The sequence below is a fragment of the Mesorhizobium sp. WSM4836 genome, from assembly GCF_055811815.1.
In genome coordinates this window covers 127,709-145,837 of record NZ_JBVVQF010000010.1, presented here as the reverse complement: position 1 = coordinate 145,837, position 18,129 = coordinate 127,709, and the positions used below count along the sequence as shown (strand labels likewise).

The window sequence follows — 18,129 nt, the reverse complement described above, 5'->3', positions numbered from 1 at the left end:
TCTACCGCATGATCCGCGAAGCGTCGGCGGCGCCGACCAAACGGCTGGCGACGCGGTTGTCAGTGCCCGAAAGGGGCCAGGCCTCCTCGACGACGTAAGGCCCGCCGCCGACCGAGTCGCGCGACGACATCAGCACGAAGCGGCCGATCCGGAACGGCAGCGTCGAAAAATTGCCGCGCGCCGACAGGTACTGGGCGACGTCGAGCGGGCTCGAATTGCGCAGGCGGGCCAGCGTCACATGCGGCATGAACTTGCGCGGGTCCGCCGGTATGCCGAGCCGCTGGCAGATGCGCTCGATCTCGGCCTGCAATGCGGAAAGATCGGGCGAAGCGGCGACCCCGGCCCACACCGCATGCGGCTTCTTCTGGCCGAAAGCGCCGACGCCGGACAGCGTCAGCGGGAAGGAGGCGCGGTGAACGCGGTCGAGCGCGTTGGCGATCTCGTCGGCGACATGGCCCTCGACATCGCCGATGAAGCGCAGCGTCAGATGATAGTTTTCGACGTCGATCCAGCGGGCTCCGGGCAGGCCGCCCCTGAGCAGGGACAGCGAAAGAGCGGCATCACGCGGTATTTCGAGGGCGGTAAAAAGACGCGGCATGGGAAGCCTCCTGTCCTCGAATCGAACTCTTGCCCTAGCGAATCATCGATATTCAAACGGGGCAAGGGGTTTGTTGGTCGCAAGCCTGCCTAAAAGTTTCCCCTTCGGAAAGTGTTTGCAGCGGCGAGCCCTCGCCTTCAGGAATTGCCCCGGACCACTTCAATGGCCTTCTCCACGCTAGGCAGGATACCCTCGACGATGCAGTCGACGCCTCGGGCGTTTGGATGAAGACCGTCCTCGAGCTGCAGGGCGGATTGACCGGCGATGCCCTCGAGAAAGAAAGGATAGAGCGGCGCGCCGTATTTTTCAGCCAGCCTCGGAAAGATTGCGTCGAACGCCTTCTGGTAGTCGGCGCCGAGATTGGGCGCCGCGCGTATTCCGGCAAGCAACACCGCGATCTTGCGCTGCTTCAGTGTTGCCAGCATGGCGTCCAGGTTCTTTTCCGCTATCGCGGGCGAAACGCCGCGTAGCATGTCGTTGGCGCCGAGCTCCAGGATGACCAGTTGCGTGCCGTCCGGCACCGACCACTCGAGCCGCGACAGGCCGCCGCTCGTCGTATCGCCGGAGACGCCGGCATTGGCAACCGTGACGTCGTAGCCTTTGGCGCGAAGCGCCGCCTGCAGCTTTTCGGTGAAGCCCTGACCTGGCCCGAGGCCATAACCCGCCATCAAGCTGTCGCCGAATCCGACAATGGTGAAGGGTTCGGCGCGCGCCGACGAAATGGCGCCGCAGATGGCGAGGAAAAGGGCGAAGGCTGTGGCAAAGGTGTGTTTGAAAGCCATCCGGCAGGCCCCATATGAGCAGGAACATTTTTCGGCGAAGGCCGGTTCCATCTTTGTCGAGCATCTAGCCTTCATTTTCCCATATAGGACGATTTGATTTTGGAAGAAGCCGTCATTTCGCTGAAAGATGTATCGCTGACGCTCGGCGAAGGTGCGTCCTCGGTGCATGTGCTGAAGGGCGTCAGCCTCGACGTGGCGGGCGGCGAAGCGACAGGCATCGTTGGACCTTCAGGTTCGGGAAAGTCCACATTGCTGATGGTTTTAGCCGGACTCGAACGGGTCGATTCGGGCTCGGTACGAATTGCCGGCGAGCTGCTGAACGGCAAAAGCGAAGACCAGATCGCATCGTTTCGGGGACGAAACATCGGCATCGTGTTCCAGTCTTTCCATCTCATCCCCAATATGACGGCGCTGGAAAACGTTGCCGTCCCGCTGGAGCTTGCCGGCCATGCCGATCCGTTCGGCGTGGCGGCACGCGAGCTGGCGGCGGTGGGCTTGAGCGATCGCGTCACCCATTACCCCGGCGAATTGTCTGGCGGCGAGCAGCAGCGCGTGGCGATCGCCCGGGCACTGGCGCCGTCGCCGCGCATCCTGATCGCCGACGAGCCGACCGGCAATCTCGACCAAGCGACGGGGCGGCACGTCGCCGACCTTCTGTTTGCCAAGGCGGCCGAACGCGCCATGACGCTGGTGCTGGTCACGCATGACCCGGTGCTCGCGGCGCGCTGCTCGCGCCAGGTGTCGATGCGGTCGGGGCTGATCGAGGACGCATCCAAGCCGGCCTCCAGGGCCGGCAGGGTGACCGCCTGATGCCGCTGTCGCAAACGCTGAGGCTCGCCTTCAAGTTTTCGCTGCGCGAAATGCGCGGTGGGCTGTCCGGCTTCCTGATCTTCCTTGCCTGCATTGCGCTCGGCGTCGCGGCAATCGGCGGCGTCAATTCGGTAGCCCGGGCGATTTCCGCCGGTGTTGCCGATCAGGGCCAGACGCTGCTCGGCGGCGATCTCCGCTTCCAGATCAATCAGCGCGATCCGACCAGAGCCGAACGCAGCTTCCTCGGCCGGCTGGGCACGGTTTCGCACAGCGCCAACATGCGCTCGATGGCCAGGCTCGAGGACGGCTCCGATCAGGCGCTGGTCGAGGCCAAGGCGGTCGACGGCGCCTATCCGCTCTATGGCGCGCTGGAGACCGAGCCGGTGCTGTCGAGAGAGGACTTGTTCGGCGAAAAATCCGGCATCTTCGGTGCCGCCGCCCCGGATCTTTTGTTCGAGCGGCTGAACCTTGGCATCGGCGACCGGCTGAAGCTCGGCAGCGCGACCTTCGAGCTGCGTGCCAGGCTGGTCAACGAGCCGGATGCGGTGTCGGATGGCTTCGGCTTTGCGCCGCGGCTGATGGTGTCGACCGAGGGGCTTGCCGCTTCCGGCCTGATCCAGCCGGGCAGCCTGGTCGAGAATGCCTATAAGGTCCGCCTGCCCGGCGGCACCACTGAGGCACAGATCAAGGCGATCCAGGAGCAGGCGGCAAAAGAGTTCCCGCAGGCCGGCTGGTCGATCCGCACGCGCAGCAACGCAGCTCCGGCGCTGTCCTCCAACATCGAACGGTTCTCGCAATTCCTGACGCTGGTCGGGTTGACGGCGCTGGTGGTCGGCGGCGTCGGCGTGGCCAATGCGGTGCGTGCCTATCTCGACGGCAAGCGCGGCGTCATCGCCACCTTCAAGAGCCTGGGAGCTTCGGGCGGGTTCGTCTTTGCCGTCTACCTGGTGCAGATCCTGATGATTGCCGCCCTCGGCATCACGTTGGGCCTTGTGCTTGGCGCGCTGATGCCGTTCGCGGCCAGCGCGGCACTGCAGTCGGTCATTCCGGTGCCGGCGGAAGGTGGGTTCTATCCCGGCGCGCTCGGCATGGCAGCACTGTTCGGACTGCTGGTGACGCTGGCTTTCGCCTTGCTGCCGCTCGGCCGTGCCCGCGACGTGCCGGCAACGGCGCTGTTTCGCGAAATGGGTTTTGAGGGCCGCGGTTTTCCCCGCCCGTTCTATATCGCCGCGGCATTGGGCATCGCGCTGCTGCTCGCGGTGCTGGCGATCCTGTTTTCCGGCGACCGCCATATTGCCTCGATCTTCGTCGGCGCCACGGTGTCGTCGTTCCTGGTGCTGCGCGTCGTCGGCTCGCTGGTGCAGTGGGCAGCGAAGAAAAGCCCGCGCGTGCGCTCGACCGCGCTCAGGCTCGCCATCGGCAACATCCATCGGCCTGGCGCCTTGACGCCATCCGTGGTGCTGTCGCTGGGACTCGGGCTGACGCTGCTGGTGACACTGGCGCTGATCGACGGCAATCTCAGGCGACAGATCTCGGGCAGCCTGCCGGAACGGGCGCCAAACTTCTTCTTCGTCGATATCCAGAGCGGCGACGTCGCTGGTTTCTCTGCGCTGATCGGCAAAGAGGCGCCGCAGGGGATGCTGATCAAGGTGCCGATGCTGCGTGGCCGGGTGATGGCGCTCAATGGCGTCGATGTCGACAAAGTCCAGGTTCCGGCCGAAGGTGCCTGGGTGCTGCGCGGCGATCGCGGCCTGACCTATGACGCAAAGCTGCCGGAGAATGCGACGCTGACCGAGGGCAGCTGGTGGCCCGAGAATTATGCCGGCGAGCCGCTGGTCTCGTTTTCCGCCGAGGAAGGCAAGGAGATCGGGCTGAAGCTCGGCGATACCATCACCGTCAACGTGCTCGGCCGCAACATTACGGCCAAGATCGCTAATTTCCGCCAGGTCGAATGGGAAACCATGGGCATCAATTTCGTCATGGTGTTCTCGCCCAACACCTTTGCCGGGGCGCCGCATGGCTGGTTGGCGACGCTGACCGAGACAAATGCGTCGGCAGCCGACGATGCGCGTCTTCTCAATGCCGTCACGCGTGCCTTTCCCGCGGTGACGACGGTCAGGGTCAAGGACGCGCTCGAAATCGTCAACCGGCTGGTCGCGCAGCTCGGCACGGCAATCAGGGCGGCAGCGGGCGTGGCGTTGATCGCCTCGGTGCTGGTGCTGGCCGGGGCGCTTGCCGCCGGCAACCGGGCCCGCATTCACGACGCGGTGGTGCTGAAGACGCTGGGAGCGACCAGGAGAACACTGATCGCGGCGTTTTCGCTGGAATACATGCTGATCGGCCTTGCCACCGCGATCTTCGCGCTGGCGGCGGGCGGTGTGGCGGCATGGTTCGTCGTCGCGCGCATCATGACGCTGCCATCGCACTTCATGCCCGAGGTGGCGGTGGCGACTATCGGCTTTTCACTGGTGGTCACGGTCGGGATCGGCCTTGCCGGCACGTGGCGGGTGCTGGGCCACAAGGCGGCGCCAGTGTTGCGGAATCTTTGAGCCAGAGCCGATTTCGATTAAATCTCGTTCATGTTTGGGGGCGGGAAGGCCAATAAAACCGGATCTCCGGCACTTCACGCAGCATTACGGTTGGTTACGGTCTTGTCCTTTCCGCCAAGAACCATCATATTTCGGCGCAGGCATGCTGGAGCCCCGCCAGCGGCGCCTGGGTTCAAATGGACCTGACACCGGACGGGGCAGAAGCAATATGAGGATTTTCCATGGCTGATCCCGTTCGCAATTATCAGACGCGCGCTGTGCCCGGCGCCGGCGTCGATGCTGCTATCGACCAGGGCCTGCGCGCCTACATGATCAAGGTCTACAATCTGATGGGGCTTGGCCTCCTCATCACCGGCCTTGCCGCGGTCGGCACAATCATGCTGGCCACCACCAGCGATCCCGCCTCGGCGGTCGCGACGTTGCCAAGCGGCGAAATGCTGACCTCGTTCGGCTACGCGATCTTCGGCTCGCCGCTGAAATGGCTGGTCATCTTTGCGCCGCTGGCAGCGGTGATGTTCCTGTCGTTCCGCGTCCAGTCGATGAGCGTTTCGGCCGCCCAGACGACGTTCTGGGTCTACGCCGGCCTCGTCGGCCTGTCGCTGTCATCGATCTTCCTGGTCTACACCACCGCCAGCATCTCGCAGACCTTCTTCGCCACCGCCGCCGCCTTTGGCGGGCTGTCGCTCTACGGCTACACGACCAAGCGCGATCTCTCGGCGTTCGGGTCGTTCCTGGTCATGGGGCTGGTCGGCCTGATCATCGCGATGGTGATCAACATCTTCCTGCAGTCGTCGGCGCTTTCCTTCGCCGTTTCGGCGATTGGCGTGCTGATCTTCGCGGGCCTCACCGCCTACGACACGCAGAACATCAAGGAGATGTATTTCGAGGGCGACGGAACTGATGTCGCCGGCCGCAAGGCGATCATGGGCGCACTGAGGCTCTATCTCGACTTCATCAACCTGTTCATGTTCCTGCTGCAGTTCATGGGCGACCGTCGCTAATACGGGCTCATCGTCTGACTGGAGAGTTTGGAAAGGGCGGCCCAACAGCCGCCCTTTTCTTGTGTGCCGGCTTTTGCTTTGATGTAAGGCAGATGGATTGACGTGCATAAATTATGAGCAGCATTGTCATACGCGCCGCAACACTGGCCGACCTTGACCGGATTATGGAAATCTATGCCTACGCGGTGACGAACGGCACGGCGAGCTACGAACTCGAGCCGCCTGATCGCACCGAGATGGCCGCGCGCTTCGACAGCCTAATGGCGGGAGGCTTTCCCTATCTGGTGGCGGAAAAGGACGGCGTCGTGCTCGGCTATGCCTATGCCGGGGCCTTCCGGCCGCGACCGGCGTACCGCTTCGTCGTCGAGGATTCCGTCTATGTAGCACCCGAGGCCAAAGGGCAAGGCGTCGGGCTGCTCTTGATGCGAGGGCTGATCGAGGCGGCCAAGGCGGCGGGATTTCGCCAGATCATCGCGGTGATCGGCGACGGCCGGCCCGACAGCGCCTCGGTACGGCTGCACCAGAAGCTCGGCTTTCGTCATTCCGGCCGCCTGGAAGGCTCCGGCTACAAGCACGGGCGTTGGCTCGACACGGTTTTCATGCAGCTGCCGATCAATGGCGGGGCGTCCATCCCGCCCGATCCGCAATCGCTGCCCGAGCGGAAGTTCCGCGAACAAAAATAAGAGGTTACGCTTCGACCAGCTTCAGCGTTCGGTCGAACACGCCAAGCACCCGGCCGAGCTCTTGCCCGCGCTTGAGGATGCGCCCGCCGGCGGCGATGACGGCGAACGCGCCTTGCCGGCGCGCCAGCTTCGGATCCTTGACGATCTGGAAAAGCGGCACTTCGCTGGTGCGGCGGAAGACGGAAAAAACGGCGCGGTCGGCGAGATGGTCGATGGCATAGTCGCGCCATTCATTGGCGGCAACCATGCGGCCGTAGAGCCTGAGGATCTGGTCCAGTTCGCGCCGGTCGAACCGCACCGGCTGGTCGAGGCGCTCGCGTCTTGCCTCGTGCAGCGGGATCAATATTGCGGATGCGTCCCCATCCTCCGTCCCGCTGCTGCGATCAGTCATGCCTGGATCCTCGCAATGAATCGTACGCCGACCAAAGTTGGCGCTTTCGCTGCCGAATTGCAAGGCCCGGCCGGGCAACGGCAGCACCGCGCGGTTTCTCCAGCGTCCAGTCACGTTTGCGAAACGCCTGTTGGAATTGGTGATGCTTCGCCACAATCCTGCCTTTTTTTATCCGTGCTCATGCCCCAATGTCCGACGAATTTACCGGCGTTGCCTGAGACGGTTCGGTCCGGCACCGGCTCGTAAACCCCAAGCCCCCCGCCCACGGGCCTGCGTCGGATCGAACCAACCTCGGTTTTTCCTTGGAAAGATCGGGTGCGACGATCCCAAACCTAAATGACCGGCGTCAGAAGCAAGCTGACGCCGGTTTTTTATTGGCCGGAGTCGTGGCGGTGCGATCCATCCGGACAGGCTATCGTCGGAGGCTTGAGAGTGGTTATCCCTTCTCTGCAAAAGCCTCACAAGGGGAGAAGGGAGAGCGCTCTATCTAAGGCTTGCGGATAAACGCTGCACCCAGGATGGGCCCGGGCATGCCGTCCTTGCCTACCGACTGTAGCAGCACGGCGCAGCCGCCCTTCTTGGCGATCTCGCTCATCGGCAGTTCGTAGCGCTGCGCCTTGCCGTGCCACATGCCGGCGGTCTGGATGCTGGAGACGGCGTTCCAGTAGGTCATGCTGCGACCGGTGTTTTCACCCTTGCCGATCCTTATCGTCTGCGGCGGGTTGAAATAGACGATGACGACGTGCGCGTCGGTGGGACCGGCCACGGCGTCGCCGGCATCGATCATGACGCGATCGCTGGTCCGGCTGATCTTGATGCCGACCCGCATGCCCTCGCCGACCCTCTCCATGCGGGCCAGCGCGCCGTCGACTTCCTTGCGGCTGGCGCCGTTGACATGGCTGCGGCCGTTGATGACGGCTTGCGGGGTGTAGACGGAACGGCTGCCGAAGGCACGCATATACTCATATTGCCGCTCGGTATTTTCCTTGCGGCTCAGCGTGTCCTGCCAGCCGAGGTAATCCCAATAATCGACATGATAGGCGAGCGCGACGATGTTCTCCTTGGCGGCGAGCTCGGCGAAGAATTCGTCGGCCGGGGGACAGGAATTACATCCCTGGCTGGTGAAGAGCTCGATAACGCCTAATGGCTTATCGGTTTGCTCGGCAAAGGCGCTTCCGGCAAACGCCGGGAGGGCCAGCGCAAGGGCCGCAAGCCGCAATGGTCTTCGAGATGGCATGGCCGTTCCAATCCCGCCGGTGACGCCGGCTTTGTTCTGGTTGTCGAAATATGTGGCAGAAGCGGCAGTCAACGGGAAGTCACGTTGCGGTGAAATTTTGCCGTTGCAACCGCTGGCAAGGGCGCAATAGGTGGACTTGCACTTCACGACGGAATCGATTCGGGCGGCAATCAGCATGTGGCAATCTCTCCTGGCGCCCGTCGATCTCTATTGCGAACGGACAGGGCCGGAATTCTGGGCCGAACCGCTCAATGCACTGAGCAATCTGGCTTTGCTTGCCGCCGGGCTATGGGGTATCTGGCAGGTGCGCAAGCGCGGCACCGGCACCTTCGCCGAAGTGCTGGCCTGGTGGGTGGTGGCGATCGGCATCGGCTCGTCGCTGTTCCACACCTTTGCCACAAGGGCGATGGTCGTGGCCGACGTGGTGCCCATTGCAGGGTTCACGCTGGCCTACACGCTGTTCAACCTGCGACGTTTTCTCGGCATGAAATGGGGCAAGGCGATCGCCATCTTCGTCGCCTTTTACGCCGTCGCCGGGTTGCTTACCTTTGCCGTGCCGGACTGGCTGCGCCAGGCGTCGAACGGGACGACCGGTTACCTGCCGCCCTTCCTGGCGCTCGCCTTCTTCGGCGCCTGGGTGGCGGCCAGCGGCAATCGCGCCGGCTGGTACAATCTGGCGGGTTCGGCGATCTTCGTCGTGTCGGTCATCTGCAGAATGATCGATCCGCTGGTTTGCGGCGGCTTTCCGCTCGGCACGCATTTCCTGTGGCACATATTCAACGGGCTGATGCTCGGTGTGCTGCTGGCGGCGACAGCGCGGTTTGGAAAGCCCAGAATAGGGCAGTAGGGCAGTAGGGCAGTAGGTGGCTTGTCCTTGCTTCCCCTACTGCCCTACTCCCTTATTGCCCTACTGCCTTAAGCCGCAAGATCGCGCAGCACGTATTGCAGGATGCCGCCATTCTTAAAATAGTCGAGCTCGTCCAGCGTATCGATGCGGCAGATGATGGGAACTTCTTTGACGCTGCCGTCGCCGTAGGTGATCCTGGCGATCATCTTCTCCCGCGGCTTGATGTTGCTCAGTCCATCGATCTCGACCAGTTCGTCGCCCTTGAGGTTGAGCGAGGCCCATGAGGTGCCTTCCTCGAAGACGAACGGGATGACGCCCATGCCGACCAAATTGGAGCGGTGGATGCGCTCGAAGGACTGGGCGATGACCGCGCGGACACCGAGCAGATTCGTGCCCTTGGCCGCCCAGTCCCGCGACGAGCCGTTGCCATATTCGACGCCGGCGAGGATGACCAGCGGTACGCCTTCCTTCTTGTAGCGCATCGCCGCCTCGTAGATCGATTCCTCTTCTTTCGACGGGTAGTGGATGGTGTAGCCGCCCTCGCGGCCGTTCTCGCCCAGCATATGGTTGCGGATGCGGATATTGGCGAAGGTGCCGCGCATCATCACCTCGTGGTTACCGCGGCGCGTGCCGTATTGGTTGAAGTCGGCGACGCCGACGCCGTGCTCGGTGAGGTACTTGCCGGCCGGCGAGGCCGCCTTGATCGAACCGGCCGGCGAAATGTGGTCGGTGGTGATCTTGTCGCCGAACAGGCCGAGCACACGCGCGCCCTTGATATCGCCGATCTTGCCGAAGCCTGACGTCATGCCGGCGAAATAGGGCGGGTTCTGCACATAGGTCGAATTGTCGTCCCAGGCATAGGTCTGGCCTTCCGGCGCCTTGACGTTCTGCCAGTACTCGTCGCCCTTGAAGACGTCGGCATATTTGCGGGCGAACAATTCGCGCGTGACGTTCTTCTCGATGAATTCCTGGATCTCGACCGAACTCGGCCAGATGTCCTTGAGATAGACCGGATTGCCGTTGTGATCCTCGCCGAGCGGCTCGGTGGTCAGATCCTTGGTCACGGTCCCGGCCAGCGCGTGGGCGACGACCAGCGGCGGCGAGGCGAGATAGTTCGCCTGCACGTCGGGCGAGACGCGGCCTTCGAAATTGCGGTTGCCGGACAAGACTGCGGCAGCAATCAAGCCCTTATCGTTGATGGTTTTGGAGATCGGCGCCGGCAGCGGGCCGGAATTGCCGATGCACGTGGTGCAGCCGAAGCCGACCAGGTTGAAGCCGATCTGGTCGAGCTCCTTCTGCAGGCCGGATTTCTCCAGATATTCGGCAACGACCTGGCTGCCTGGCGCCAGTGAGGTCTTGACCCACGGCTTCTGCTTGAGGCCGAGCCGGTTAGCGTTGCGCGCCAGCAGCCCGGCGCCGATCAGCACGCTCGGGTTCGAGGTGTTGGTGCAGGAGGTGATGGCGGCGATGACGACATCGCCATGGCCAAGATCGTAGTCCGTACCCTCGACGGCATAGCGCTTGTCGATTTCAGCGGCCTTCTTGTATTCGGTCTCCATGGCTTTGGCGAAGCCAGCCGGAATGTCTTCAAGTGCGACCCGGCCTTCCGGCCGCTTCGGGCCGGCCATCGACGGGACGACACTGCCGAGATCGAGCTCCAGCAGGTCGGTGAAGACCGGATCGGCCGAGCCGGCATCGCGCCACAAGCCTTGCGCCTTCGAATAAGCCTCGACCAGGGCGATGCGGCTTTCGTCGCGACCGGACATTGTGAGGTAGCGGATGGTTTCGCTGTCGACCGGGAAGAAGCCGCAGGTGGCGCCATATTCCGGCGCCATGTTGCCGATGGTGGCGCGGTCTGCCAGCGTCATGTTGGACAGGCCTGGTCCGAAGAATTCGACGAACTTGCCGACGACGCCCTTCTTGCGTAGCATCTGGGTGACGGTAAGCACAAGGTCGGTGGCGGTGACGCCTTCCCTCAGCCTGCCGGTGAGCCGGAAGCCGATGACTTCGGGCAGCAGCATGGAAACCGGCTGGCCGAGCATCGCGGCCTCCGCCTCGATGCCGCCGACGCCCCAGCCGAGCACGCCGAGGCCGTTGATCATGGTGGTGTGCGAATCGGTGCCGACGCAGGTGTCGGGATAGGCGGTGGTCTCGCCGTCTTCGCTGTTGGTCCACACCACTTGGCCGAGATACTCAAGATTGACCTGATGGCAGATACCGGTGCCGGGCGGCACGACGCGGAAATTGCGGAAGGCCTGCTGGCCCCATTTCAGGAATTTGTAGCGTTCTTCGTTGCGCTCATACTCAAGCTCGACATTGCGAGCGAATGCCAGCGGCGTACCGAATTCGTCGACGATGACCGAATGGTCGATGACCAAGTCGACCGGCACCAGCGGATTGATCCTTTGCGGGTCGCCGCCGAGTGAGGCCATGGCGTCGCGCATAGCGGCAAGGTCGACCACGGCCGGAACGCCGGTGAAATCCTGCATCAGCACGCGAGCCGGGCGATAGGCGATCTCGACGCCGGCCGTGCCCCTGTCGGTCAGCCAGCGGGCGACCGCCTGGATGCTCTCCCTGGTGACGGAACGGCCGTCCTCGTTGCGCAGCAGGTTCTCCAGCAGCACCTTCATCGAATAAGGCAATTGGGCAATGCCGGTGAGGCCGTTCTTTTCGGCCTCGACAAGGTCATAGTAGATGTACTCGGCGCCGCCGGCGGTCAGCGTGCGGCGGCAATTGAAGCTGTCGAGTGATTTGGACACGTGCGATCCCTAACTGTCGGTTGCCGGGAGGGAACGGACGCCAGTGGGCATGCAAATCACGCGCAAAGGTGCGGGTACGGCCATTTCCGCTGTCCGTTCCCAAGCGTCCGGGCCGTTCAAGGCGGCACGCGCGCTGGTTCGGCGCAAATTCGGTTCCCGTGCCGACCGCTGGCACGGATGATGCGGATATAGAGAATTTTCTGGAATAGTTCTAGACACGGAATTGCCATTTTTGCTGCGGCGCACCGAAGCCGCGCTCGAACTTTCGGCGAAGGGGAACGGATGCGGCTGATCGCCGAAAATCTGGGCGGCGAACGCGGCGGCGAGACGGTATTTTCCGGTATCGAATTCGCGCTTCGAGGAGGCCAGGCGCTGGTCGTCACCGGGCCGAACGGCGCCGGCAAATCGACGCTGCTCAGGATCATCGCCGGCCTGTTGCCGGTGGCGGCAGGCCGTTTGCGGTTCGAAGGTGGTGGCGAGGACTTTCCGTCGACTGCCTCGGCCTGTCACTATCTCGGCCACCTCAACGCGACGAAGACGGCGCTGAGCGTTAAGGAGAACCTGTGCTTCTGGCGCGATTTTTCGGGCGCGGGTTCCAGGGGTGTTGAAGAGGCGCTGGAGACCGTCGGGCTGGGCGGCATCGGGCATCTGCCATTCGGCTATCTCTCAACCGGGCAACGCCGGCGCGCGGCGATTGCAAAACTGCTGGTCAGCCACCGGCCATTGTGGCTGCTCGATGAGCCGACGGCAGGACTGGACAAGGCTTCGGAGGAGAGATTCGGCGGGATGATGCGCGGGCATCTCAATGGTGGGGGCATCGTGGTTGCGGCCACGCACTTGCCGCTGGGGATCGACGGGGCACAAGGGCTGGTGATGGGCGAGGCCGCTTGACGATGGTGCTCTACGGCGCCCCTCTCTGTCCTGCCGGACATCTCCCCCACTTGGGGGGAGATTGGCTGTCGCTTCGGCTTTCGCCAATCTCCACCGCTCAAGAAAAGGGGTGGTCAGCGAAACTGCCCATCTCCCCCGTTGTGGGGGAGATGTCCGGCAGGACAGAGGGGGGCGCGAAGGAACTCCCACCGCGACAAAGGACTGCACCATAATGTGGTCCCTCTTCCTCCGAGACATCCGCCTAAGCATTCGCGCCGGCGGTGGGGCGCTTACCGGCGTTATTTTCTTTCTCGCCGTTATCGCGACCATCCCCTTCGGCGTCGGTCCCGACCTGAAGCTGCTGGCCCGTATCGGCCCAGCGATTCTCTGGATATCAGCCTTGCTGGCCTGCCTGCTCGGCCTCGACCGGCTGTTCCAGGCCGACCGCGAGGACGGCTCGCTCGATCTTCTGGTGCTTGGCAACGACCGGCATATGCTGGCCATGACCGTGCTGACCAAATGCCTGGCGCATTGGACGGGAAGCGTGCTGCCGCTGGTCATCGCCGCTCCCCTGCTCGGCCTGTTCATGAACATGGAGCCCATCGGCATCGGCGCCACGGCGCTGACGCTTCTGGTCGGCACGCCGGCGATCACCTTCATCGGTGCTGCCGGTGCTGCGGTGGCGGTGGCGCTGCCGCGTGGCGGGCTGCTGATCTCGGTGCTGGTGCTGCCGCTGACCATTCCCGTGCTGATCTTCGGCGTGTCGGCAAGCTATGGCGCGGTGGCGGACCCCGATCCCTTCCTGCAGCCCTTCCTCATTCTTGCCGCGCTGACCTTGTTTCTTGCCGTGCTCGGGCCGGTGGCGGCGGCGCTGGCGCTGCGGCACGGAACGGATTGAAGCGTCGGCTTCTGCGGCGCGGCGAACAATTGCGGAGCCGATGGCGCGGCGTTAAGAGAAGACATGTTGGAACGATGCGAGACGGACCGCTTGGAAAGCGCCGCGGAGCGAGAAGCATGAGCGTGCACGCGCTTTATGTCACCGCCGCCTATGCGATCACGGCCGTAGTTTTGGCCGGGCTGATCGGCTGGATTCTGCTCGACCAGCGCGGCCGCAAGCGAGAGCTTGCCGAGTTGGAGGCGTCCGGCGTGCGCCGGCGCTCCGATAAGGCAGCAAAATCATGAGCACGGAAACGCAAACACCGGCGCGCCGCCGCCTGATGGTGCTGGTACCGCTGCTGATCTTTCTCGGGCTGGCGGGATTGTTCCTGGCGCAGCTCTTGTCCGGGCGCGACGTTTCGGAAGTGCCCTCGGCGCTGATCGGCCTGCCAGCGCCGCAGACCAACCTGCCGGCGCTCGAGGGCACCAATTTGCCGGGCCTCGATTCAAAACAGTTCGCCGGCAAGGTGACGCTGGTCAACGTCTTCGCGTCCTGGTGTGCGCCATGCCGCGAAGAGCACCCGGTGCTGCTAGCGCTGTCGCAGGACAAGCGCTTCGTCATGGCCGCGCTGAACTACAAGGACCAGCGGGAAAACGCCCGTCGGTTCCTTGGCGATCTCGGCAATCCGTTCCAGGCGATCGGCGTCGACCAGGCCGGGCGCACGGCGATCGATTGGGGTGTCTATGGCGTGCCGGAGACCTTCGTCATCGGCAAGGATGGCAAGATCGCCTACAAGCATGTCGGGCCGCTGACGCCGGACTCGGCGCGGACGCTGCTGTTGCCCGAAATCGAGAAGGCGCTGGCCGTGCCGGGCTGATGGCCCGCAGTTTCGTGATGGGTCGACCGAAGAGTCAGCCATAGATCTGCTTGTGGACCTGGTAGAGCATTTCTGAGCGATCGGCGCGCATGTCGGCGAGGTCGCGGCTGCTAAAACTGTCGATTTCGGCAACGAGGCGGTTGTAATGCCGGCGCTTGGCAATGCTGGCGCGAGCGCGGCTCATGAGGCTGTCGATGATCATAGCGAGTTTCCTTTTGCGCCGCATTTCGCGGCCAGTTGTTCCTCCCTTGATCGATACAGAGCATGACATAGTTATGGTGCGTTGCAAAAATAAGATGTTGCAATGCACCATTGCGCGGGGCGCATAGCCGGTTGACGGGACGTGACCTGCCGTCCGGGCCAGCACTCGCTTCCATAATGCTTCTGACGCATCATCGATCTTGCCTTATTGATCGCAGGCTGTCTTGATCGCGCCTCGCCAAGCGACTGCTACCGGGAGGAACCATGGCCAGCGAATTCTACGAAGTTCTCGATCCGCGCTTTTCGCGGCTGTTCAACGGCAATGCACAGGTCGACAGGTTGTTTACCGGCTGCCGATGGGCGGAAGGACCGGCTTGGTTCGCGGCCGGGCGCTATCTGGTCTGGTCCGACATCCCGAATAATCGCATGCTGCGCTACGACGAGACCGACGGCAGCGTCGGCGTGTTCCGCCAGCCGTCCGGCAATTCCAATGGCAACACCGTCGACCGGCAGGGCCGACTGGTCACCTGCGAGCATTCGGGCCGTCGCGTCAGCCGCACCGAGTATGACGGGTCGATCACCACCATTGCCGCCAAATGGCGCGGCAAGCGGCTCAACTCGCCAAACGATGCGGTGGTGAAGTCCGACGGCTCGATATGGTTCACCGACCCGACCTATGGCATCGACACCGACTATGAGGGCGACAAGGCCGAGAGCGAGATCGGCGCCTGCCATGTCTACCGGGTCGATCCCGGCACCGGCGATGTCGAGGCCGTCATCACCGACATGGTCAGGCCCAACGGACTCGCCTTCTCGCTCGACGAGAGCAAGCTCTACGTCGCCGATACCGGCCGCACGCATGGTGCGCAAAACCCGGCGCACATCCGGGTGTTCAATGTCGGCCAGGGCGGCAAGACGGTCTCAGGCGAAAAGGTCTTTGCCGACTGCACCGCCGGCCTGTTTGACGGTTTCAGGCTGGATGCGGACGGCCGCATCTGGACCAGCGCCGCCGACGGCATCCACTGCTACGATCCAGACGGGACGCTGATCGGCAAGGTCAAGGTACCGGAAGTCGTCGCCAATTGCGTGTTCGGCGGCAACAAGCTGAACTGCCTCTATATCGCCGGCACCACGTCGCTCTACATGGTCCGGCTCATGGTCAACGGCGTCAAAACCTATTGAGCGGCCGCCAGGAATATCCAAGGGAGGGAACCATGCCATTCGTGAGTATCCGCCTGGTCAAGGAGGTGATTGCCGATGACCCGGCGGGCAAAAAGGCCGCGATCGCCGCCCAGGTGACGGCGGCCATCACCGGCGCCACCGGCCTGACCAGCAACGATGTCTGGGTGGTCTTCGAAGAGGTCGCTGCACGCGACTGGTTCGTCGGCGAGACCGATGTCGAGACGCGGAGAGGGAAGGGATAGTTCCAGAGTAGGCGCCATCGGTGAAGCTGCCAATCTCCCCCCTTGCGGTGGAGATGCCTGGCAAGGCAGCGGGGGTGCTGTCCCTCCGCCTTGCCAGCCAATTATAGCATGCCCTCAGGCGGTTCCGGTTGGGAATGGCTGAAGTCGAACGTTGGGGATCCTTCGCACCCCCCTCTGTCCTGCCGGACATCTCCCCCGCAAGGGGGGAGATTGGACGTCACTTCGGCTTTCGCCAGATACCAAGGCTATACGGCCCCGACTGCTCATCGAGCGCCAATGAACTCGGCGAAATCCGAAACGGCGCCGCGCATCGCCAGCCGGTTTTCCGGTTCCGCCAGGATATCCTCCACCTCCGGCGGCTTCTTGCCGAGTAGCGCGATTTCGAGCGCTGCTTCCTCATAGAGCGCGAAAGACATTGTCCGCATGATCTCGATCAACGCGGCGCGGGCAAACAGCGAGCGCGGCGAGGCGTGGACCAGCATGGCCGGTTTGCTGACGGCTGCATCGCGCGACACCAGCCAGTCGAGTGCGTTCTTCAACCCGCCCGGCACGCCATGGGCATATTCCGGGCATGAGACGATGACGCCGTCGGCGCCCGTGACCGCGTCGATCAACCGGGATGCTTCAGGCGGCGTCCGTTCGCCCTCGTCGTCCGGATTGAAGATCGGCAATCGGCCGAGTCCGTCATAGACGGTGACACCGCAGCCGGGCGGTGCGTTTTGCGCCAGGGCCGCAATCAAGGCCGAATTGGTGGAGGCGGCCCGCAGGCTGCCGGAGATGGCGAGGATGTTCAGCAAAGTCTAAAGAGATCTACCACATCGTGTGTTTGTATTCGTCGTCCAGCCAGCGATCGGTCGCCTCGGCCGTATCGGCGAGCGCCAACTGGTCGCGCAGAATCTGGCCGAGCGTCGGCAGCGTCGCGCGGTCGTACCAGGTCTCCGGCTTCCACAGGTCGGAGCGCATGAAGGCCTTGGCGCAATGCATGTAGGCGGCCTTTACCGACACCACGACGACGCTTTGCGGCTGCTTGCCGTCGACGGCGAGGCGCTCGCGCAAGCCGGCATCGACGGTGATGCGGGCATCGCCATTGACGCGCAGCGTCTCGTTCATGCCCGGAATGAGGAACAGCAGTCCGATCGACGGGTTGAGAAGGATGTTCTCCAGCGTGTCCAGCCGGTTGTTGCCGGGGCGATCGGGGATGGCGATGGTCCTCTCGTCGAGCACGGCGGCGAAACCCGGCCTGTCGCCTTTCGGCGTCACGTCGGCATTGCCGGCGCCGTCGGAGGAGCCGATCAGCACGAACGGGCTCTTGCCGATGAAGGAGCGGCAGTGGCCGTCCAGCGCCCGCAACTCCTTGCGGATCGAACCGTCGGTCGGACGCGGCGTCTTGTAGATCGTCCTCAGCTCGTCGCGCGTGGTGATGAACTCCATCCCCGTCTCCTCGGTTCGGTCCGAATGGACACCCTATCGACCTAGGGAAAGCGCTCCGCGCTTTTCCTGGGAATTGCTCTATTTGCCGGCCTTTTCCGCCTTCTCGGTCTTGTCCTCAAGCGAATGGCGCAGGATCAGCGGCATCTGGCTGAAGGTGAACAGAAGCGTGATCGGCATGATGCCCCAGACCTTGAAGGTAACCCAGGCATCGGTGGAAAAATTCCGCCAGACAACTTCGTTGACAAGGGCCAGGAACAGGAAGAACAGGCCCCAGCGGAAGGTGAGCTTGCGCCAGCCCTCGGCATCGAGATTGAAGGCCGAATCGAAGACATAGCCGAGCAGCGATTTGCCGAAGAACAGGCCGCCGAGCAGCACGCCGCCGAACAGCGTGTTGACGATGGTCGGCTTCATCTTGATGAAGATATCGTCCTGCAGATAGAGCGTCAGCGCGCCGAAGACGAAGACGACGACGCCCGACACCATCGGCATGATCGGCAGCGTGCGGGTGAGCAGCCAGGACGCGATCAGCGCGATCGCGGTCGCGGCCATGAACAGACCAGTGGCGACGAAGATCGGCCCGCCGAATTCGGCAAGGGCAGGAAATCTCTGCGTCAGCCACTCGCCGCGCGCATTGGCGAAGAAGAACACCATCAGCGGGCCGAGCTCCAGCACCAGCTTGAGCAGCGGATTGACGCCTTCCTTCTTCTGCTTTTGCGGGTCGGACGGGTCGCGTTCGAGAATGGGCGGGTTCATGGTTTCCTTCTTGCGCATGATCTTGTCCAAAAAGCCTGC

General features: G+C 63.3%; 20 protein-coding genes. 11 read left to right on the top strand and 9 right to left on the bottom strand.

The window, feature by feature from the left end; genetic code table 11:
- Window position 1: 1 nt before the first annotated feature.
- Together thpR and AC0L2P_RS14535 are read right to left on the bottom strand one after the other, a co-directional pair.
- A complete protein-coding gene (gene thpR / locus AC0L2P_RS14540; protein ID WP_473501956.1) occupies window positions 2-598 on the bottom strand; it encodes an RNA 2',3'-cyclic phosphodiesterase in 597 nt (198 codons plus the stop codon).
- A gap of 137 nt (window positions 599-735) precedes the next feature.
- Complete coding sequence (locus tag AC0L2P_RS14535) at window positions 736-1,380, bottom strand: arylesterase (protein WP_473501955.1); 645 nt, start codon at window positions 1,378-1,380, stop codon at window positions 736-738.
- Window positions 1,381-1,479: 99 nt separating this feature from the next.
- Here AC0L2P_RS14535 and AC0L2P_RS14530 point away from each other — a divergent pair, with 99 nt between their 5' ends.
- The 4 genes from AC0L2P_RS14530 to AC0L2P_RS14515 all read left to right on the top strand — a co-directional run bounded on the left by AC0L2P_RS14530 (window position 1,480) and on the right by AC0L2P_RS14515 (window position 6,423).
- A complete protein-coding gene (locus AC0L2P_RS14530) occupies window positions 1,480-2,190 on the top strand; it encodes an ABC transporter ATP-binding protein (RefSeq protein WP_473501954.1) in 711 nt (236 codons plus the stop codon).
- A complete protein-coding gene (locus AC0L2P_RS14525; RefSeq protein ID WP_473501953.1) occupies window positions 2,190-4,739 on the top strand; it encodes an ABC transporter permease in 2,550 nt (849 codons plus the stop codon). Before AC0L2P_RS14530 ends, AC0L2P_RS14525 begins: the two co-directional genes overlap by 1 nt.
- A gap of 221 nt (window positions 4,740-4,960) precedes the next feature.
- Entirely contained in the window at window positions 4,961-5,740 is a 780-nt protein-coding gene (locus tag AC0L2P_RS14520) for a Bax inhibitor-1/YccA family protein (RefSeq protein ID WP_473501951.1), read from the top strand.
- Between the two features lie 113 nt (window positions 5,741-5,853).
- The gene (locus AC0L2P_RS14515) at window positions 5,854-6,423 is read left to right on the top strand and encodes a GNAT family N-acetyltransferase (protein WP_473501950.1); all 570 of its coding nucleotides are present in this window, start codon (window positions 5,854-5,856) and stop codon (window positions 6,421-6,423) included.
- A 4-nt stretch (window positions 6,424-6,427) separates the two neighbouring features.
- Here AC0L2P_RS14515 and AC0L2P_RS14510 read toward each other — a convergent pair whose 3' ends face one another.
- Together AC0L2P_RS14510 and AC0L2P_RS14505 are read right to left on the bottom strand one after the other, a co-directional pair.
- Complete coding sequence (locus AC0L2P_RS14510; protein ID WP_031212724.1) at window positions 6,428-6,814, bottom strand: DUF2794 domain-containing protein; 387 nt, start codon at window positions 6,812-6,814, stop codon at window positions 6,428-6,430.
- 487 nt (window positions 6,815-7,301) lie between these two features.
- Window positions 7,302-8,051 carry a DUF1223 domain-containing protein gene (locus tag AC0L2P_RS14505; protein ID WP_473501949.1) on the bottom strand — a complete coding sequence of 250 codons (750 nt, stop codon included), beginning with the start codon at window positions 8,049-8,051 and terminating at the stop codon, window positions 7,302-7,304.
- A 175-nt stretch (window positions 8,052-8,226) separates the two neighbouring features.
- Between AC0L2P_RS14505 and AC0L2P_RS14500 the strand changes: the two genes are divergently transcribed.
- Window positions 8,227-8,898: a ceramidase domain-containing protein gene (locus AC0L2P_RS14500; protein ID WP_473501947.1), complete on the top strand. Its 672-nt coding sequence runs from the start codon at window positions 8,227-8,229 to the stop codon at window positions 8,896-8,898.
- A 68-nt stretch (window positions 8,899-8,966) separates the two neighbouring features.
- Here the strand turns inward: AC0L2P_RS14500 and acnA are convergent, their stop codons facing one another.
- Window positions 8,967-11,657, bottom strand: a complete 2,691-nt coding sequence (gene acnA, locus AC0L2P_RS14495; protein ID WP_473501945.1) for an aconitate hydratase AcnA — start codon at window positions 11,655-11,657, stop codon at window positions 8,967-8,969.
- Between the two features lie 282 nt (window positions 11,658-11,939).
- Between acnA and ccmA the strand changes: the two genes are divergently transcribed.
- The 4 genes from ccmA (at window position 11,940) to AC0L2P_RS14475 (ending at window position 14,281) form a co-directional block, all read left to right on the top strand.
- A complete protein-coding gene (ccmA, locus tag AC0L2P_RS14490) occupies window positions 11,940-12,548 on the top strand; it encodes a heme ABC exporter ATP-binding protein CcmA (RefSeq protein ID WP_473501944.1) in 609 nt (202 codons plus the stop codon).
- Window positions 12,549-12,759: 211 nt separating this feature from the next.
- On the top strand, window positions 12,760-13,425 hold the full coding sequence (gene ccmB / locus AC0L2P_RS14485) for a heme exporter protein CcmB (protein WP_473501943.1): 666 nt from the start codon (window positions 12,760-12,762) through the stop codon (window positions 13,423-13,425).
- 116 nt (window positions 13,426-13,541) lie between these two features.
- The gene (gene ccmD / locus AC0L2P_RS14480) at window positions 13,542-13,709 is read left to right on the top strand and encodes a heme exporter protein CcmD (protein WP_473501942.1); all 168 of its coding nucleotides are present in this window, start codon (window positions 13,542-13,544) and stop codon (window positions 13,707-13,709) included.
- Window positions 13,706-14,281 carry a DsbE family thiol:disulfide interchange protein gene (locus AC0L2P_RS14475; protein WP_473501941.1) on the top strand — a complete coding sequence of 192 codons (576 nt, stop codon included), beginning with the start codon at window positions 13,706-13,708 and terminating at the stop codon, window positions 14,279-14,281. The genes ccmD and AC0L2P_RS14475 overlap by 4 nt, the downstream gene beginning before the upstream one ends.
- 34 nt (window positions 14,282-14,315) lie before the next feature.
- On the opposite strand, the gene AC0L2P_RS14470 is transcribed toward AC0L2P_RS14475, so the two are convergent.
- On the bottom strand, window positions 14,316-14,483 hold the full coding sequence (locus AC0L2P_RS14470) for a hypothetical protein (RefSeq protein ID WP_023721879.1): 168 nt from the start codon (window positions 14,481-14,483) through the stop codon (window positions 14,316-14,318).
- Between the two features lie 263 nt (window positions 14,484-14,746).
- Between AC0L2P_RS14470 and AC0L2P_RS14465 the strand changes: the two genes are divergently transcribed.
- Both AC0L2P_RS14465 and AC0L2P_RS14460 read left to right on the top strand, forming a co-directional pair.
- The gene (locus AC0L2P_RS14465; protein WP_473501940.1) at window positions 14,747-15,664 is read left to right on the top strand and encodes an SMP-30/gluconolactonase/LRE family protein; all 918 of its coding nucleotides are present in this window, start codon (window positions 14,747-14,749) and stop codon (window positions 15,662-15,664) included.
- 32 nt (window positions 15,665-15,696) lie between these two features.
- The gene (locus AC0L2P_RS14460; RefSeq protein ID WP_473501939.1) at window positions 15,697-15,906 is read left to right on the top strand and encodes a tautomerase family protein; all 210 of its coding nucleotides are present in this window, start codon (window positions 15,697-15,699) and stop codon (window positions 15,904-15,906) included.
- 263 nt (window positions 15,907-16,169) lie between these two features.
- On the opposite strand, the gene AC0L2P_RS14455 is transcribed toward AC0L2P_RS14460, so the two are convergent.
- The 3 genes from AC0L2P_RS14455 to AC0L2P_RS14445 all read right to left on the bottom strand — a co-directional run bounded on the left by AC0L2P_RS14455 (window position 16,170) and on the right by AC0L2P_RS14445 (window position 18,090).
- Window positions 16,170-16,703, bottom strand: coding sequence for an NADPH-dependent FMN reductase (locus AC0L2P_RS14455; RefSeq protein ID WP_473501938.1), 534 nt, complete (start codon window positions 16,701-16,703; stop codon window positions 16,170-16,172).
- 13 nt (window positions 16,704-16,716) lie between these two features.
- A complete protein-coding gene (locus tag AC0L2P_RS14450; protein ID WP_473501936.1) occupies window positions 16,717-17,337 on the bottom strand; it encodes a pyridoxamine 5'-phosphate oxidase family protein in 621 nt (206 codons plus the stop codon).
- Between the two features lie 78 nt (window positions 17,338-17,415).
- On the bottom strand, window positions 17,416-18,090 hold the full coding sequence (locus tag AC0L2P_RS14445) for a septation protein A (protein WP_473502030.1): 675 nt from the start codon (window positions 18,088-18,090) through the stop codon (window positions 17,416-17,418).
- Window positions 18,091-18,129: the final 39 nt, after the last annotated feature.

Coding starts and splice junctions, on each gene's coding strand:
- thpR (WP_473501956.1), bottom strand. CDS start 598: ATGCCGCGTCTTTTTACCGCCCTCGAAATACCGCGTGATGCCGCTCTT.
- AC0L2P_RS14535 (WP_473501955.1), bottom strand. CDS start 1,380: ATGGCTTTCAAACACACCTTTGCCACAGCCTTCGCCCTTTTCCTCGCC.
- AC0L2P_RS14525 (WP_473501953.1), top strand. CDS start 2,190: ATGCCGCTGTCGCAAACGCTGAGGCTCGCCTTCAAGTTTTCGCTGCGC.
- AC0L2P_RS14520 (WP_473501951.1), top strand. CDS start 4,961: ATGGCTGATCCCGTTCGCAATTATCAGACGCGCGCTGTGCCCGGCGCC.
- AC0L2P_RS14515 (WP_473501950.1), top strand. CDS start 5,854: ATGAGCAGCATTGTCATACGCGCCGCAACACTGGCCGACCTTGACCGG.
- AC0L2P_RS14510 (WP_031212724.1), bottom strand. CDS start 6,814: ATGACTGATCGCAGCAGCGGGACGGAGGATGGGGACGCATCCGCAATA.
- AC0L2P_RS14505 (WP_473501949.1), bottom strand. CDS start 8,051: ATGCCATCTCGAAGACCATTGCGGCTTGCGGCCCTTGCGCTGGCCCTC.
- AC0L2P_RS14500 (WP_473501947.1), top strand. CDS start 8,227: ATGTGGCAATCTCTCCTGGCGCCCGTCGATCTCTATTGCGAACGGACA.
- ccmA (WP_473501944.1), top strand. CDS start 11,940: ATGCGGCTGATCGCCGAAAATCTGGGCGGCGAACGCGGCGGCGAGACG.
- ccmB (WP_473501943.1), top strand. CDS start 12,760: ATGTGGTCCCTCTTCCTCCGAGACATCCGCCTAAGCATTCGCGCCGGC.
- ccmD (WP_473501942.1), top strand. CDS start 13,542: ATGAGCGTGCACGCGCTTTATGTCACCGCCGCCTATGCGATCACGGCC.
- AC0L2P_RS14475 (WP_473501941.1), top strand. CDS start 13,706: ATGAGCACGGAAACGCAAACACCGGCGCGCCGCCGCCTGATGGTGCTG.
- AC0L2P_RS14470 (WP_023721879.1), bottom strand. CDS start 14,483: ATGATCATCGACAGCCTCATGAGCCGCGCTCGCGCCAGCATTGCCAAG.
- AC0L2P_RS14465 (WP_473501940.1), top strand. CDS start 14,747: ATGGCCAGCGAATTCTACGAAGTTCTCGATCCGCGCTTTTCGCGGCTG.
- AC0L2P_RS14460 (WP_473501939.1), top strand. CDS start 15,697: ATGCCATTCGTGAGTATCCGCCTGGTCAAGGAGGTGATTGCCGATGAC.
- AC0L2P_RS14450 (WP_473501936.1), bottom strand. CDS start 17,337: ATGGAGTTCATCACCACGCGCGACGAGCTGAGGACGATCTACAAGACG.
- AC0L2P_RS14445 (WP_473502030.1), bottom strand. CDS start 18,090: ATGAACCCGCCCATTCTCGAACGCGACCCGTCCGACCCGCAAAAGCAG.